15 protein-coding genes are annotated in these 14,939 nt (G+C 71.9%); 8 read left to right on the forward strand and 7 right to left on the reverse strand.

Annotation, left to right across the window (positions count from 1 at the left end):
- Positions 1 to 153: 153 nt before the first annotated feature.
- Positions 154 to 999 carry a Fic family protein gene (locus JNO54_RS13825; protein ID WP_204144417.1) on the reverse strand — a complete coding sequence of 282 codons (846 nt, stop codon included), beginning with the start codon at positions 997 to 999 and terminating at the stop codon, positions 154 to 156.
- 41 nt (positions 1,000 to 1,040) lie between these two features.
- Here JNO54_RS13825 and JNO54_RS13830 point away from each other — a divergent pair, with 41 nt between their 5' ends.
- The 6 genes from JNO54_RS13830 (at position 1,041) to JNO54_RS13855 (ending at position 7,139) form a co-directional block, all read left to right on the forward strand.
- Entirely contained in the window at positions 1,041 to 2,237 is a 1,197-nt protein-coding gene (locus JNO54_RS13830) for a sensor histidine kinase (protein ID WP_204144418.1), read from the forward strand.
- A gap of 10 nt (positions 2,238 to 2,247) precedes the next feature.
- Positions 2,248 to 3,006, forward strand: a complete 759-nt coding sequence (locus JNO54_RS13835) for a LytR/AlgR family response regulator transcription factor (protein ID WP_204144419.1) — start codon at positions 2,248 to 2,250, stop codon at positions 3,004 to 3,006.
- The gene (locus JNO54_RS13840) at positions 3,006 to 3,374 is read left to right on the forward strand and encodes a hypothetical protein (RefSeq protein WP_204144420.1); all 369 of its coding nucleotides are present in this window, start codon (positions 3,006 to 3,008) and stop codon (positions 3,372 to 3,374) included. The genes JNO54_RS13835 and JNO54_RS13840 overlap by 1 nt, the downstream gene beginning before the upstream one ends.
- Positions 3,371 to 4,897: a sodium/solute symporter gene (locus JNO54_RS13845; RefSeq protein WP_204144421.1), complete on the forward strand. Its 1,527-nt coding sequence runs from the start codon at positions 3,371 to 3,373 to the stop codon at positions 4,895 to 4,897. Before JNO54_RS13840 ends, JNO54_RS13845 begins: the two co-directional genes overlap by 4 nt.
- Positions 4,898 to 5,070: 173 nt before the next feature.
- Positions 5,071 to 5,487 carry a DUF485 domain-containing protein gene (locus JNO54_RS13850; protein ID WP_204144422.1) on the forward strand — a complete coding sequence of 139 codons (417 nt, stop codon included), beginning with the start codon at positions 5,071 to 5,073 and terminating at the stop codon, positions 5,485 to 5,487.
- 5 nt (positions 5,488 to 5,492) lie between these two features.
- The gene (locus JNO54_RS13855) at positions 5,493 to 7,139 is read left to right on the forward strand and encodes a monocarboxylic acid transporter (RefSeq protein ID WP_204144423.1); all 1,647 of its coding nucleotides are present in this window, start codon (positions 5,493 to 5,495) and stop codon (positions 7,137 to 7,139) included.
- Positions 7,140 to 7,195: 56 nt separating this feature from the next.
- Here JNO54_RS13855 and bioB read toward each other — a convergent pair whose 3' ends face one another.
- From bioB to JNO54_RS13875, 4 genes are read right to left on the reverse strand one after another with little or no spacing between them, the layout of a single operon-like run.
- Positions 7,196 to 8,257 (reverse strand): biotin synthase BioB, encoded by a 1,062-nt coding sequence (gene bioB, locus JNO54_RS13860; protein WP_204144424.1) that lies wholly within the window; start codon positions 8,255 to 8,257, stop codon positions 7,196 to 7,198.
- A 27-nt stretch (positions 8,258 to 8,284) separates the two neighbouring features.
- Positions 8,285 to 8,896, reverse strand: coding sequence for a CbiQ family ECF transporter T component (locus tag JNO54_RS13865; RefSeq protein WP_204144425.1), 612 nt, complete (start codon positions 8,894 to 8,896; stop codon positions 8,285 to 8,287).
- A complete protein-coding gene (locus JNO54_RS13870; protein ID WP_204144426.1) occupies positions 8,893 to 9,582 on the reverse strand; it encodes an energy-coupling factor ABC transporter ATP-binding protein in 690 nt (229 codons plus the stop codon). Before JNO54_RS13870 ends, JNO54_RS13865 begins: the two co-directional genes overlap by 4 nt.
- Positions 9,582 to 10,166, reverse strand: coding sequence for a biotin transporter BioY (locus JNO54_RS13875; protein WP_204144427.1), 585 nt, complete (start codon positions 10,164 to 10,166; stop codon positions 9,582 to 9,584). The genes JNO54_RS13870 and JNO54_RS13875 overlap by 1 nt, the downstream gene beginning before the upstream one ends.
- A 68-nt stretch (positions 10,167 to 10,234) precedes the next feature.
- Here JNO54_RS13875 and JNO54_RS13880 point away from each other — a divergent pair, with 68 nt between their 5' ends.
- Positions 10,235 to 10,798: a TetR/AcrR family transcriptional regulator C-terminal domain-containing protein gene (locus tag JNO54_RS13880; RefSeq protein WP_307818230.1), complete on the forward strand. Its 564-nt coding sequence runs from the start codon at positions 10,235 to 10,237 to the stop codon at positions 10,796 to 10,798.
- 9 nt (positions 10,799 to 10,807) lie between these two features.
- Here the strand turns inward: JNO54_RS13880 and JNO54_RS13885 are convergent, their stop codons facing one another.
- Positions 10,808 to 11,746, reverse strand: a complete 939-nt coding sequence (locus JNO54_RS13885; RefSeq protein ID WP_307818231.1) for a phenylalanine 4-monooxygenase — start codon at positions 11,744 to 11,746, stop codon at positions 10,808 to 10,810.
- Positions 11,747 to 12,032: 286 nt separating this feature from the next.
- Between JNO54_RS13885 and acs the strand changes: the two genes are divergently transcribed.
- Positions 12,033 to 13,979, forward strand: a complete 1,947-nt coding sequence (gene acs / locus JNO54_RS13890) for an acetate--CoA ligase (RefSeq protein ID WP_307818232.1) — start codon at positions 12,033 to 12,035, stop codon at positions 13,977 to 13,979.
- Positions 13,980 to 14,084: 105 nt separating this feature from the next.
- Here acs and JNO54_RS13895 read toward each other — a convergent pair whose 3' ends face one another.
- Positions 14,085 to 14,888, reverse strand: coding sequence for a glycerophosphodiester phosphodiesterase family protein (locus JNO54_RS13895; RefSeq protein WP_204144429.1), 804 nt, complete (start codon positions 14,886 to 14,888; stop codon positions 14,085 to 14,087).
- Positions 14,889 to 14,939 lie beyond the last annotated feature (51 nt).

Consider the following 14,939-nt stretch of genomic DNA (forward strand, 5'->3'; position numbering starts at 1 on the left):
GGAGGGAATCTGGCGCGCCGTCGCTGCGACCCTCTCGGGGAGCGACACCCACCACTCTACATCTGACCCGCTGTTGTCAACCACCTGACGGCGGCGCCGTCGAGTAAGGATTCGGTCAAGACTCACCGGGGGCCAGGGCCCGGCCCCACCACGTCAGACGAAGCGACCCGCCCGCACCGAGTCCGCGACCCGCTGCCCCTCCTCGGCCGCCGCGACGACCGCGTCCCCGCAGTGCCGCAGCCAGAGGCGCACGCCGTCGGTACCGCCCTGCGTGTACCCCGTCAGCGACCCGAGGTAGGCCGGGCCACCCTCGGCCCCGTGCCCGACCTCCGGCACGGCCACGCCCGTCGGGTCGAGGCCGGTCGACTGGACGAGGAGCCGCTCGACGGCACGGGCGACGAGCCCGTTGCCCACGGTGAAGGGGCGCACCGCGGCGATCTCGGCGTGGACGACCGCCGCGACGACGAGCGCCGGCGCCTGGTCGGCGGCGGCGATGATCTCGATGATCCCGGCGAGCCGCTGCTGGAGCTCGGCGCCCTCCGGGGCGGGGCCGAGATCGCTCAGCTCGCGACAGGTCTCCCCGTCGCGGCGCGGCCGTCCCAGCTCGTCACGATCGGTGACCAGCTCGGCCGCGGCGACGGTGTGGAGCCGGGCGAGCACCTGACCGGGGGCCGAGCCGATCATCGAGCGCAGGTGCTCCGTCTCGGCGGTGGCCGCCATCGCACCGTGGATGATGCGCTCGGTCGGGTCGGGCTCTGTCGCGCGCTCGCGGGCACCCCGCATGAGGTCCCGGACGATCGTGGCCGTCGAGCGGGCGCCGTCGAGCTCCGCGCTCGCCCAGGCACCGCGCACCCGCGACTCGGCGGCCGCCTCGGGGGTCCGGCGCCGCAGGCCCTCGTGCCAGCGCAGTGCCGTGCACGCCTCGCGTGCCCGCTCGCTCGCGGCGGCGACGTCGTCGAGGACGGCCAGCTGGTGCAGGGAGGTGACGATCGCGGACACGACGCTCACCCTACGGCCCGTCCCGGCCTAGGCTGCGGGCCATGACCGCGCCGCATCTGCCCACCGCGCTCGCGGTGCTCGCCGTCGTCGCGGTCGTCGCCCTCCTTGTCCTCCTGTACCGGTGGCGCAGCCGCCCGCAGGGATTCATCTCGGTCGGCGACCAGGCGACCTACGAGACGCTGCACACCGCCGCGCTCGCCGCCCGTCATCTCGCCGACGGCCTGACCGACGACGGCTGCGCGAGGGCGGCCCCGTACCTCCGGGCGCTCGTCGCGACGCCGGCCCTGGCGATCTGCGACCACGGGTCGGTCATCACCTGGGAGGGCGAAGGGGGGCACCACCTCCCGTCGGTCGTCGACCAGGCCGGCCCGGCGCTGGCCTCGGGACGGACCGTCGTGCTCGGCCCGGAGGAGGTGACCTGCACGTCCACGGAGTGCCCGATCCGGGCGGCCGTCATCGCCCCGATCCAGCTCGAGAGCGGCGTGGTCGGCGCGCTGGCCGCCTACGGCCCCGGGACCTCGGCCGGCATGACCCGGGCCGTCGAGGAGCTCGCCGGGTGGGTCGGGACCCAGGTCGAGCTGGCCGAGCTCTCCTTCGAGCGGACGCGGGCGATGGAGGCGGAGCTGCGTGCCCTGCGCGCCCAGATCAGCCCCCACTTCATCTACAACTCGCTCGCGGCGATCGCCTCCTTCGTCCGGACCGACCCCGCGCGCGCCCGCGAGCTGCTGCTCGAGTTCGCCGACTTCACCCGCTACGCCCTGCGGCGAGGCGGTGCCTTCACGACCCTGCGCGAGGAGCTGCGCAACGTCGAGCGCTACCTCGTGCTCGAGCAGGCCCGTTTCGGCGAGCGGCTGAGCATCACCCTCAAGATCGCGCCCGAGGTGCTCGTCGTGCAGCTCCCCTACCTCGCGATCCAGCCTCTCGTGGAGAACGCCGTCCGCCACGGCCTCGCCCCCAAGGACGGACCGGGCCGGGTCACCCTCACGGTGGCAGACGTGGGCACCGAGGCGGAGGTGAGCGTCGAGGACGACGGGGTCGGGGCGGACCCCGCCACCATCCGCAAGATCCTCGACGGGCAGAGCCGTGCGGACTCTGTCGGGCTGGGCAACGTCGATGCCCGGCTCCGCCAGGTGTACGGGGAGGAGTACGGCCTCGTCGTCGAGACGGCACCCGGCGCGGGCATGCGTGCATCCTTCCGTGTCCCGAAGTACTCGCCCGCCGTCCACGCGGCCCCCTAGGGTGGACCCCATGGTCGAAGGCAGCGACGCACCGACGGACGGCCTCGTCGTCCTGGTCGTCGACGACGAGGCGCCGGCGCGCAACGAGCTCGCCTGGGTCCTGGACCAGGACCCGCGGGTGTCGCGAGTGCTCGCTGCTCCGAGCGGCACGGCCGCGCTGGCCGCGCTGGAGCACGAGCGGATCGACGTCGTCTTCTCCGACATCTCCATGCCCGGCCTCGACGGCATGCAGCTCGCCCGGGTCATCAAGCGCTTCAGCGAGCCGCCCGCCGTCGTCTTCGTCACGGCCCATGACAACCACGCCGTCGACGCCTTTGACCTCGACGCCGTGGACTACGTCATGAAGCCGGTACGCCAGGAGCGCATCGGCGAGGCGGTGCGGCGCTGCCTCGTCGACCTCGAGCGGGGTGAGCGGGCCACGCCCGAGGAGGACGAGACCATCCCGGTCGAGCTCGGCGGCGTGACCCGTTTCGTCTCCCGCCACGACATCCGCTACGTCCAGGCGCACGGCGACTACGCGCGACTGCACACGGCGCGCGGCTCCCACCTCGTCCGCATCCCGCTCGCGACGCTCGAGGAGCGCTGGCAGGAGGCGGGCTTCGTGCGGATCCACCGCAGCACGATCGTCTCGACGCGGCACATCACCGAGGTCCGGATGGACCAGGGCCGCTGCACCGTGGTCGTCGACGGCGACGTCATGCTCCAGGTCTCCCGCCGGCACACCCGCGCCCTGCGCTCGACCCTGCTGCGCCTCGGCGACAAGACGTGATGCAGACGCCGCCCCGGGTCAGGGTCACCCGGACGCGGACGACGACCAGCCGCACACGCCGCCCTTCGCTCCGCACCGAGATCGACTCGCAGAGCCCCCTCGGCGCCGCCTACCTCGGCTCCCTGATGCGCGCCCAGCTGCGGCTCTCGCTCACCGTCGTCGCGACGCTCGGGATCGTCCTCGGGGCGCTGCCGCTCGTCTTCGCGCTCGTCCCGGCGACCCGTCGGGTGGACGTCCTCGGGCTGCCCCTGCCCTGGGTCGTCCTCGGGCTGCTCGTGTACCCGGCGGCCGTCCTCTCCGCCCGGCAGTACACCCGCGCCGCGGAGCGGATCGAGGCACAGTTCGCGGCCGTCGTCGGTGATCGATGACCAGCAGTCCCGACGTCAGCCTCGCGAGCATCGCGGCCATCACCGTCGTCTGCCTGGCCACCCTCGTCCTCGGGGCCTGGGGCATGCGGCTGGCCCGCGGGACGAGCGACTTCTACGTCGCCGGGCGGACGGTCAGCCCGTGGCGCAACGCGAGCGCGATCGGCGGCGAGTACCTCTCGGCGGCCAGCTTCCTCGGCGTCGCCGGGCTGGTGTACACGCAGGGCGCCGACATGCTCTGGCTGCCGGTCGGGTACACGATCGGCTACCTCGTCCTCCTCGTGCTCGTCGCGGCTCCCCTGCGCCGGTCCGGCGCCTACACGCTTCCCGACTTCGCCGAGATCCGGCTGCGCTCCCAGCCCGTGCGGCTGCTCTGCGCCGCACTCGTCGTCGGGATCGGGTGGCTCTACCTGCTCCCCCAGATGCAGGGCGCGGGCCTGGCCCTCCGGCACGTGAGCGGCCTGCCGACCTGGGTCGGCAGCGTCGTCGTCGCGGTCGTCATCGCGGCCGGCGTCGTCGGTGGCGGCATGCGCTCGATCACCCTCGTCCAGGCGGTCCAGTACTGGATCAAGCTGGCCTGCATCGCGGTCCCCGCCTTCGTCCTGCTCACCGCGTGGCTGCGCGACGGGTCGCCCTCCCCCGTCGCCGACGAGCAGTGGTGGGAGCCCCTCACCTCCGCCCGCGAGGACCACCAGCTCTACACGACGTACAGCACCCTGCTCGCGCTCTGCCTCGGCACGATGGGCCTGCCGCACATCGTGGTCCGCTTCTACACCAACCCCGACGGCCGCGCCGCCCGCCGCACCACCGTGGCCGTCCTGGCCCTCCTCGGGCTCTTCTACGTCTTCCCGCCCGTCTACGGGCTGCTCGGCCGGACCTACCTGCCCTTCGGCGAAGGGGTGCGCAGCGACGAGGTCGTCCTCGGCCTGCCGCACGCGGTGCTGCCCGAGGTCAGCGGCGAGATCCTCACCGCGATGCTCGCGGGCGGGGCCTTCGCCGCCTTCCTCTCGACGGCCTCCGGGCTGGCCCTGTCCGTGGCCGGTGCGATCGACCAGGACGTCCTGCGGCGCATCGCCAACCGGCGCACGGGGGGCGACTCACAACCGGTCCAGACCTTCCGGATCGCCGCGCTCGCGGGCGTCGCCGTCCCGCTCGTCGTGAGCCAGCTCGTCGACCCGGTCGGCCTGTCACAGGCCGTCGGGCACGCCTTCGCCATCGCCGCGTCGACCTTCGCACCGCTCGTCATCCTCGGCGTCTGGTGGCGCCGGCTCACACCCGTCGGCGCCGCGGCGGGCATCCTCGCCGGTGGCGTCGGCGCCATCGGGGCGGCGACCCTCAACATCCTCACCGACGTCGGGGACGGCTGGCTGGCCACGCTCCTCGGCTCCCCGGCCGCCTGGTCAGCACCGATCTCGGTCGTCGTCATGGTGACGGTCTCGCTGCTGACGCACCGCCGCATCCCGACGGGGACCGCCTCCGTGATGGCCCGCCTGCACACGCCCGAGGCGGCCCTGCCCGACCGCTGAGCCGGGCAGACCGACCGTTCGTCGCACCCCTTCGTGCCGTACGGCAGCCCGAGGGCGCCACCGGACGCGCCACGCCCCCGACCGCGAGACACACCCTGCCCACGCGCAGCAAGGTGACCACTGCCGCTCACAACGAGGTGGGCGGCATCACCATCACCTGGAGGTGAGACCCAGTGAGCAACGACGCTCAGCTCGGCGAGCGATACATCGCCGTACAGGAGTCTGCGGAGTTCGCCGATCTACGGCGCAGCTTCCGCCGCTTCGTCTTCCCAGTGACCGCGTTCTTCCTCGCGTGGTACTTCGCCTACGTCTTGCTCTCGATCTTCGCCTCGGAGTTCATGGGCACGAAGATCGCCGGCAACATCACGATCGGCCTGCTCTTCGGCCTCCTGCAGTTCGTCACGACCTTTGCGATCACGTTCGTCTACGCGCGGTGGGCCAACAAGACCTTCGACCCGAAGGCCGACGCCGTCGGCGCCATGATGGACAGCCGCTCCGACCACGACTTCAGCGACTCCGGCGACTGGGCCCCCGGCGACATCGACCGTGCCCTCGAGGCCGAGCGCCTCGACGACCAGGACCGGAAGTGACTGCCATGAGCCTGCTCCCCGCCCTCACCCCTGTCGCCGCCGACCAGGTCGGCAGCCCCGTGCTGAACATCGGCATCTTCGCCGTCTTCGTCCTCGTCACCCTCGGCATCGTCATCAAGGTCGCCGGCGGCAAGAAGACCGCCGGCCAGATGTACACCGGTGGGTCCTCCTTCTCCGGCCGTCAGAACGGCATCGCCATCGCCGGCGACTACCTCTCGGCCGCGTCCTTCCTCGGTATCGCCGGTGCCATCGCGCTCCAGGGCTACGACGGCTTCCTCTACTCCATCGGCTTCCTCGTGGCGTGGCTCGTCGCGCTCCTGCTCGTCGCCGAGCTCATGCGCAACACCGGCCGCTTCACGATGGCCGACGTCCTGTCCTACCGGCTGCGGCAGCGCCCGGTCCGGATGGCGGCGGCGACCTCGGTCCTCGCGGTCTCGTTCTTCTACCTGCTCGCGCAGATGGCCGGCGCCGGCGGTCTCGTCTCGCTGCTCCTCGGCGTCGACGGCGCCATGGCGCAGAACATCGTCATCGCCATCGTCGGCGTCGTGATGATCGCCTACGTCATGATCGGCGGGATGAAGGGCACCACCTGGGTGCAGATCATCAAGGCGATCCTGCTCATCGCGGCCACCGCGGTCATGACCTTCTGGGTCCTCGGCAAGTACGGCCTCAATCTCTCCTCGCTCATGCAGGCCGCGATCGACAACAACCCCAAGGCCGGCGAGAAGCTGCTCGAGCCGGGCCTGAAGTACGGCGTCAACATGACGACGAAGATCGACTTCATCTCGCTCTCGCTCGCCCTCGTCCTCGGTACCGCGGGTCTGCCGCACGTGCTCCAGCGCTTCTATACCGTCCCGACGAGCCGTCAGGCCCGCAAGTCGGTGGAGTGGGCGATCTGGCTCATCGGTGGCTTCTACCTGCTGACGCTCGTCATCGGCTACGGCGCCGGCGCCCTCGTCGGCCCGGAGCGGATCGCGGCGGCACCGGGCAAGGCCAACGCCGCGGCACCGCTGCTCGCCTACGAGCTCGGTGGCTCGCCACTGCTCGGCATCGTCTCCGGCATCGCCTTCGCGACGATCCTCGCGGTGGTCGCCGGCCTGACGATCACGACGAGCGCGACCTTCGCCCACGACCTTTACAACCAGGTCTTCAAGCGAGGTCAGGCCACGCCGGAGCAGGAGGTCAAGGTTGCCAAGTACGCCGCGCTCGGCGGTGGTGTCATCGCGATCTTCGGCGGCATGCTCGCCAAGGACCAGAACATCGCCTTCCTCGTGGCGCTGGCCTTCGCGGTCGCTGCCTCGGCGAACCTCCCGACGATCCTCTACAGCCTCTTCTGGAAGCGCTTCAACACCCGGGGTGCGCTGTGGTCGATCTACGGCGGTCTCATCTCCGCGATCGGTCTGATCTTCTTCAGCCCGGTGGTCTCCGGCAAGCCCGTGGACCCGCTGACCGGCAAGAGCCCGTCGATGCTGCAGAACGTCGACTTCCACTGGTTCCCGCTCGACAACCCGGGCCTCGTCTCGATCCCGCTGGGCTTCCTGCTCGGCTTCATCGGCACGGTGACGAGCAAGGAGTTCAACCGCGCGAAGTACGCCGAGATGGAGGTCCGCAGCCTCACCGGTCACGGTGTGGCCGAGGCCCTCGAGCACTGATCACCTCGGGTACGGGCGAAGGGGGGAGAGCCGCCGGCTCTCCCCCCTCGTCGTGCTCAGGCGTTGGCCGGCTCTGCGGTGCCGGCTCCCCGCCGGCGGATGACCGGGTCGCCGGTGCGTTCCCCGGCGGGGAGCTCGTCGGCCCCGAGGATCGTGAAGCCGCTGTCGGCGAGGAGGTCGAGGTCGTCCTGCGCCGACTGCCCCTCCGAGGTGAGGTAGTCGCCGAGGAAGATCGAGCTCGCGAGGTGCAGCGCGACCGCCTGGAGGCTGCGCAGGTGCATCTCGCGCCCGGCGGCGATCCGCACCTCGGTGGCGGGCGCGACGACCCTGGCGGCGGCGAGGATCTTGAGGCAGCGCAGCGGGGTGAGTTCCCACGTCTGCTGCTTCGGGGTGCCGTCGAAGGGCATGAGGAAGTTCACCGGGATCGAGTCGGACCCCATGTCCCGCAAGGCCGTCAACGCCTCGACCAGCTGCTCGTCGCTCTCGCCGAGCCCGGCGATGAGGCCGCTGCACGCCGACAGCCCGGCGCCCTGCGCCTTCGCGACCGTGCGCACGCGGTCCTCGTAGGTGTGCGTCGAGACGATCGTGTCGTGGTGCGACTCGGCGGTGTTGATGTTGTGGTTGTAGGCGTCGACACCCGCCGCGCGGAGCCGCTCGGCCTGCCCGTCCTTGAGCAGGCCGAGGCAGGCGCAGACCTCGACGTCGGGGTTCTCGTCCTTGATCGCCCCGACCATGTCGGCGACGCGGTCGATGTCGCGGTCGGTCGGGCCGCGGCCGCTGGCGACCATGCACACCCGGGTGGCGCCGCCGCGCAGCCCGGCCTCGGCCTGGGCCAGTGCCTCGTCCTTCCCGAGCCAGGTGTAGCGCAGGATCTCGCTCGTCGAGCCCAGGGCCTGCGAGCAGTAGCCGCAATCCTCGGGACACAGGCCGGACTTGAGGTTGACGAGGTAGTTGACCTTGACGGTCATGCCGAAGTGCGCCCGCCGCACCCGCGACACGGCGGCGACGAGGTCCATCACCTCCTCGTCGGGGGTGCGCAGGACGGTGAGCACCTCGTCGGTGCTCGCCTGCCCGCCGGCGAGGATGCGCTCGACGATCTCGTCGTAGGTGGTGGTCATGGTCCCTCCTGGGTGGTCGTGCGGTGGTCAGTCGTCGCCGATGCCTCGGGCGTGGAGCGCCTCCCCCGTCGCCTGGGCGTCGGCGACGACGCGGATGGCGAAGGGGGTGAGCCGTGCCCTCGGGTCGCGCTCGAGCCCTCGGGCGCGGGCGGCGTCGCGGGTCTCTTCGGCGAGGCCGATCGTCGCCGGGATGGTCCGCAGGACGAGGGAGAAGGCGAGGGCCACCCGCTCCGGGCGCACCCCGAGCGGACGAAGGGGTGAGAGGACCCGAGTGATCGTGTCGAGCATCGAGTCGACGGGCGTCGTCGTCGTGACCACGGTCGCGAGGACGACGAGGGCCACGAGGTCGCCGACGGTCTCGACGGCCCGCTGCCAGCCGGTCTGCCAGGTCAGCCAGGCACCGAGGAGGACCGCGAGCACGACGAGGCCGCGCAGCGACCGGCCGACGACCCGCAACGGCATGCGCGAGAGCGCGGCGAGGCCGAGGGCCAGGAGGAGCGCCGCGACGGCGGAGCGCCACCCCCCGAGGAGCGTGACGACGAGGCTCGCGACGAGCAGCCCGGCGAGCTTGGCGCCCGCCGGCAGCCGGTGCAGCACCGTGCGGCCGGGCCGGTAGGCGCCGAGGATCGCGCTGCTCACGCCGTCGCCCGGTAGTGGTCGACGACCTCAGCGGCAGCCCCGTCGGCGACGACCCGTCCGCCGACGACAAGCAGGGCCCGGTCGCAGCGGGCAGCGAGATCGAGGTCGTGGGTCACGAGGAGCAGCTGCTGGGCCAGGCCGAGGAGGAGGTCACCGATCGCGCGCGCGTTGGCGAGGTCGAGCAGGGTCGTCGGCTCGTCGGCGATGAGGACATCAGGGTCCGTGGCGAGCACCCCGGCGAGCGCGACGAGCTGGGCCTGCCCGCCCGACAGGGCGTGGACGCTGCGCTCCTCGAGCTCCGCGAGACCGAAGCGTCGGAGCACGGCCCGGGCCGCCTCCCTTCGCGCCTCCTTGTCCCGCACGGCCCGCCGCAGGGAGAGGGCGATGTCCTCGCCCACGGTCGGCATGACGAGCTGCGCCTTCGGGTCGGTGAAGGAGAAGGCCACCCGGCGCCGCACCTCGCGGCCCTCGCGGGCGACGTCGAGCCCGTCGACCCGCACCGTGCCGGTCGTCGCGGGGACGAGCCCATTGACGAGGCGGGCGAGCGTCGACTTGCCGGCACCGTTGGGGCCGACGAGGGCGACCCGCTGCTCGGTGATCTCGAGGCTGGTCTCGTCGAGCGCGAGGATCTCGCCGTCGGCGGTGGCCCGCCGGACGGTGACCCGGTCGAGCTCGATCGCCGGCATCAGGCGCCGCGGCGCAGCAGCCAGGGGAAGGCGCGGTGCACGGCCGCGGCGACGAGGCCGGTCGCGACGAGCTTGAGGATGTCGCCGATCCAGAAGGCCGCGTCGACCTTCGCGGCGGCGACCAGGTCCAGCCCGGCGCGCAGGTTGAGGCCGACGATGCCGACGGCGTGGATGACGAGCAGCGCCGCGATCCCGCCGAAGATGATCGCCAGCGGGTTGGTGGCCTGCCCCTGACGGGCGAGCCGCTGGACGACGAGCCCGAGGAGGGCGGCGCCAAGGACGAAGCCGACGATGTAGCCGCCGGTCGGGCCGACGAGGACGGGCAACCCGGACTTGCCGTTGGCGAAGACCGGCAGGCCGGCCGCGCCGACGGCGACCCAGAGCAGGACGGCGAGCAGACCCCTTCGGGCGCCGAGGAGAGCGCCGGCGAGGAGCACCCCGAAGGTCTGGAGGGTGATCGGCGCGAAGGTCGAGACGTTGATCGCCGGGAGGATCGAGCAGACCGCGATGACGGCGGCGAGCGCGGCGACGAGGGCGAGGTCGACGGTCGTCGAGCGGGCGGGCGCCTGGGTGGTCGTGGTCATGGGTCCTCTTCGGGCTCTGCTGAACGCTGTTCAGGTGGGGTGAACGGCGTTCAGGCTAGGGTCTGGGGGTGACCACGTCAACGCGACGTCTCCGACGCTCCGACGTCGTCGACACCGCCCTGCAGATCCTCGGCCGCGTGGGCCTGCCCGACCTGACGATGCGGGCGCTCGGGACCGAGCTCGGCGTGCAGCAGAGCGCCCTCTACCACCACGTCGAGAACAAGCAGGCCCTCCTCGGCGCGGTCGCCGACGAGATCCTCGCCCGCGGCCCGCGCCGACGCGCCCGGAAGGACGACGCCTGGCAAGACCGGGTGCGCCGCCGCTGCGAGGACCTCCACGCAGCGGTCACCGCCTACCCCGACGGCGCGGACGTCGTCATGAGCATGTGGGCCTTCGGGATGGGCGGGGACGCCCCCTTCGTCGAGCTGCGCGAGCTGCTCACCGAGGCCGGGCTGCCGGCCGAGGAGGCCGCGACCGCGGCCCGCACCCTGCTCCACTTCGTCTACGGGCACGCCTACGCCGAGCAGTCGAACGCCCACGCGCGGCGGTTGGGGGTCGTCACCGACGACACCCCGGACAACTTCGCGACCGGGCTGGCGATCGTCGTCGCGGGCGTCGCGACCCGCGTCTGAGCGTAGGGGTCAGACCGTCGCCTCGACGAGGCCCCGACTCTGCGCCTCGCGGCGCAGCCGCGCGCACACCTCGTCGTCCGCCGTCTCGAAGAACGCCCCGACGGCGGCCTCGAGGTGGTCGAGCGAGCGGGCCGCGAAGAGGACCGGCTGGTACTGGGTGATGTCGTAGTTGAGCGTGCCCATGTCGGCGAGGTCGAGGTCGCGGATCTCCATGTCGCGGAACTCGTCCATCTCGCCGAAGCTCGAGAGGATGCCCGCGCCGTACGCCGTGAGGTCGTCACCGTCGTGCATGACCCCGAACTCCATGGAGAACCAGAAGACGTCAGCGACGAGCTTGGCCGCCTCGTCGGTCTCCAGCCGGGTCAGGGCCGCACCGGCAGCCTGCGTGATCGCCGCGAAGCGCGGGCTCGCGAGCTGGTTCGCGTGCCCGATGACCTCGTGGATGATGTCCGGCTCGGGCGTGTAGAGCGGCCCGCTCCCGTGGCGCAGGTACTGGGTGCTGTTGAAGACCCGGTCGCCGAGGTCGCCGTAGAACTCACGCAGCGGCACGAGACCGGGAGCGGCGACGTAGGTCCAGCCCGTGAGCGGCACGAGCAGCTCGGTCACCTCGGCGAGCTGCGGTACCCGATCGGTCGGCAGGCCGAGCCGCTCCTTGGCCACGAGGTACTCGGGGTGGGCGTAGCGCTCGTGCTTGGGGGCGAGCTCGGCGCTCACAGTGCGCCAGACCACGTGCTCCGCCTCGGTGTACTCGATCGTCGGCACGGGGGCACCGCCGTCGCGGTCCCAGCGCAGCGCCGCGCCGGCGATCTCGCCGCGTCGGTGCAGGTAGGCCGGGTCGTCCTTGCCCGGGTGGGTGTCGGCGAGGTGGACCTCGACGGTCCCGTCCTCGTGCTCGGTCACCGGGGAGTACAGCTGGCCGTCCTCGAACATCGCGTCCTCCTGCGCCACGGGCGCCACCTCGTCGTGACGTCCTGGGGTGCCCAGGACCGTGCCACTCCTGGACGACCTGCGCGACCGTTACCGCCTTTGCTGTGCAGACTGCCCACCATCCGGCGAAGGGGTGACCGCTCACCCTGGTCAGCGTGCCTACGAGCAGCCGCTGGGCGCGTCAGCGGTCCACTCGTCGTTCGGCCGTCCGGGCCAGTTGTGCCGCCCACGCGGGTGACGGCAGGGTGGGGGGCAGCACACCGTGACGCCCGCGCACCCGCGCGCGGCAACTCAACGAGGAGGACACGTGTCGGAGAGCTACGCACCGAGCCCCGAGCTCGCCGCCCAGGCCAACGGCCAGGAGTCGCTGTTCGCAGAGGCCGAGGCCGACTTCGAGGGCTTCTGGGCCGCGCAGGCCCGCGAGCGGATCACCTGGGCCAAGGACTTCGACGTGACGCTCGACTGGAGCAACGCCCCCTTCGCCAAGTGGTTCGTCGGCGGCGAGCTCAACGTCGCCTACAACTGCGTCGACCGGCACGTCGAGGCCGGCAACGGCGACCGGGTCGCCATCCACTTCGAGGGCGAAGGGGGAGACACCCGCACCATCACGTACGCGGACCTCCAGAAGGAGGTCGCCAAGGCGGCCAACGCGCTCACCTCGCTCGGCGTCGCCAAGGGCGACCGGGTCGCGATCTACCTCCCGATGATCCCCGAGGCCGTCTTCGCGATGCTCGCGTGCGCCCGCCTCGGCGCCCCGCACTCGGTGGTCTTCGGCGGATTCTCCTCCGAGGCCCTGCACACCCGCATCGCCGACGCGGACGCCAAGGTCGTCATCACCGCCGACGGCCAGTTCCGCCGCGGCAAGCCCGCACCGCTCAAGGCCGCCGTCGACGCCGCGATCGCGCACGGCGACGACGAGTCCCCGGTCGAGACGGTGCTCGTCGTCCAGCGCACCAAGGGTGACGTCGACTGGCACGAGGGCCGCGACCAGTGGTGGCACGACGTCGTCGACGGTCAGAGCGACACCCACGAGGCGCAGCCGCACGACAGCGAGCACCCGCTCTTCATCCTCTACACCTCGGGCACGACGGGGAAGCCGAAGGGCATCTTCCACACGAGCGGCGGGTACATCACCCAGGCGGCGTACACGAACTCCGTCGTCCACGACCTCCACCCGGAGAGCGACGTCTACTGGTGCACCGCCGACATCGGCTGGGTCACCGGGCACAGCTACATCGTCTACGGGCCGCTGGCCAACGGCGCGACCCAGGTGCTCTACGAGGGGACGCCGGACACGCCGCACCAGGGCCGCTTCTGGGAGATCGTCGAGAAGTACAAGGTCTCGATCCTCTACACCGCGCCGACGGCGATCCGGACGTTCATGAAGTGGGGCGACGACATCCCCGCGAAGTACGACCTGTCCTCGATCCGCATCCTCGGGTCGGTCGGCGAGCCGATCAACCCCGAGGCGTGGCGCTGGTACCGCGAGCACATCGGTGGCGGCTCGGCCCCGATCGTCGACACGTGGTGGCAGACCGAGACCGGCGGCATCATGATCAGCCCGCTGCCCGGCGTCACCGAGCTCGAGCCCGGTTCGGCGCAGCGCCCGATCCCCGGCATCAGCGCGGAGATCCTCGACGACGAGGGGCAGCCCTTCACCGAGGCCGAGAAGGTCGGCTACCTCGTGCTCACCAAGCCGTGGCCGGCGATGCTGCGCGGCATCTGGGGTGACGAGCAGCGATACAAGGACACCTACTGGAGCCGCTTCGGGCCGAAGTACTACTTCGCCGGTGACGGCGCGAAGTACGACGAGAAGGGCAACATCTGGCTGCTCGGCCGGGTCGACGACGTCATGAACGTCTCCGGCCACAGGCTCTCCACGGCCGAGATCGAGTCCGCGCTCGTCTCGCACGAGGCGGTCGCGGAGGCCGCGGTCGTCGGCGCCGCCGACGAGACCACCGGCCAGGCTGTCGTCGCCTTCGTCATCCTCCGCGAGGAGGCCCAGGAGCGTGCCGACGAGGTCGGCGAGGGTGGCGACCTCGTGCAGGAGCTGCGCAACCATGTCGCGAAGGAGATCGGTCCGATCGCCAAGCCGCGCTCGATCATGATCGTCCCCGAGCTGCCGAAGACCCGCTCGGGCAAGATCATGCGCCGCCTGCTCAAGGACGTCGCCGAGAACCGTGAGGTCGGCGACGTCACGACCCTCGCCGACTCCTCGGTGATGAACCTCATCCAGTCCGGCCTGCAGAAGTAGGACCCACGACGAAGGGGCCCGGCCGCTCGGCGGTCGGGCCCCTTCGTCGTGCGTCAGGCGGGGTCGGCCGGGCCGTCCGCCCGGTCCACGAGGAGTCTGCGCAGGTCAGAGCCCCGCGGTCACGGGGCGTTCCGGGCGCGCCACCATCGGGGTCCAGGTGCCGCGGGTGCCGCGGGCAATCATCACCTCGCGCAGGACGTCCGGGCGGTCGGTGATGATCCCGTCGACGCCCATGTCGAGCAGGCGGCGCATGACGGCCGGGTCGTCGACGGTCCACACCACGACGCGCACCCCGAGCCGGTGGGCCCGCCGCACGAGCTTGTCGGAGTGGATCGGCATGCGCCCCAGGTGCATCGGCACGTGCGCGAAGCCGCCGCGCACCATCCACGCCGGCACCGGCGCCCCGGCCTTGCTCATCGAGACGAGCGTCGTCAGCGAGCGCCAGCCGAGCGCCACCCGCGCGTGCGGCGCCTGCGACTGGAGCAGCTGCAGCCACCCGTCCCACGCCCCGGCGACGCATACCCGCTCCGCGTAAGCCGGGCGTTGCAGCAGCCGGGCCATCGGCGCGATCGCCGCCCGGTCCTTGAGGTCGATCGTGAAGCATGCATCGGGGAAGGCCTCGAGCGCCTCCTCGAGCGTCGGGATCGGCTCGCGCCCGTGGACGCGGACACCGCGCAGCTCGGCGAGGGTCTTGGCACCGACCCGGCCCCACCCGTCGGTGCTCCGCTCGAGCGTGTCGTCGTGGAAGCAGATGAGCTGGCCGTCGGCGGTGATCTTGATGTCGGACTCGAGGTAGCGCAGCCCGAGGGCGGTCGACCTCGCGAAGGCGGCGAGGGTGTTCTCCGGGGCCAGCGCGGCACCTCCACGGTGCGCGATGGCCAGGGGCTCGGTCGTGTCGCCGTACCTCATGGTCACCATGGTGGGCCCGGCCGAAGGGGTTCCCACGCCACCCGCGGGGTC

It is taken from the genome of Janibacter endophyticus, from assembly GCF_016888335.1.
In the GTDB taxonomy this organism is placed as follows: domain Bacteria; phylum Actinomycetota; class Actinomycetes; order Actinomycetales; family Dermatophilaceae; genus Marihabitans; species Marihabitans endophyticum.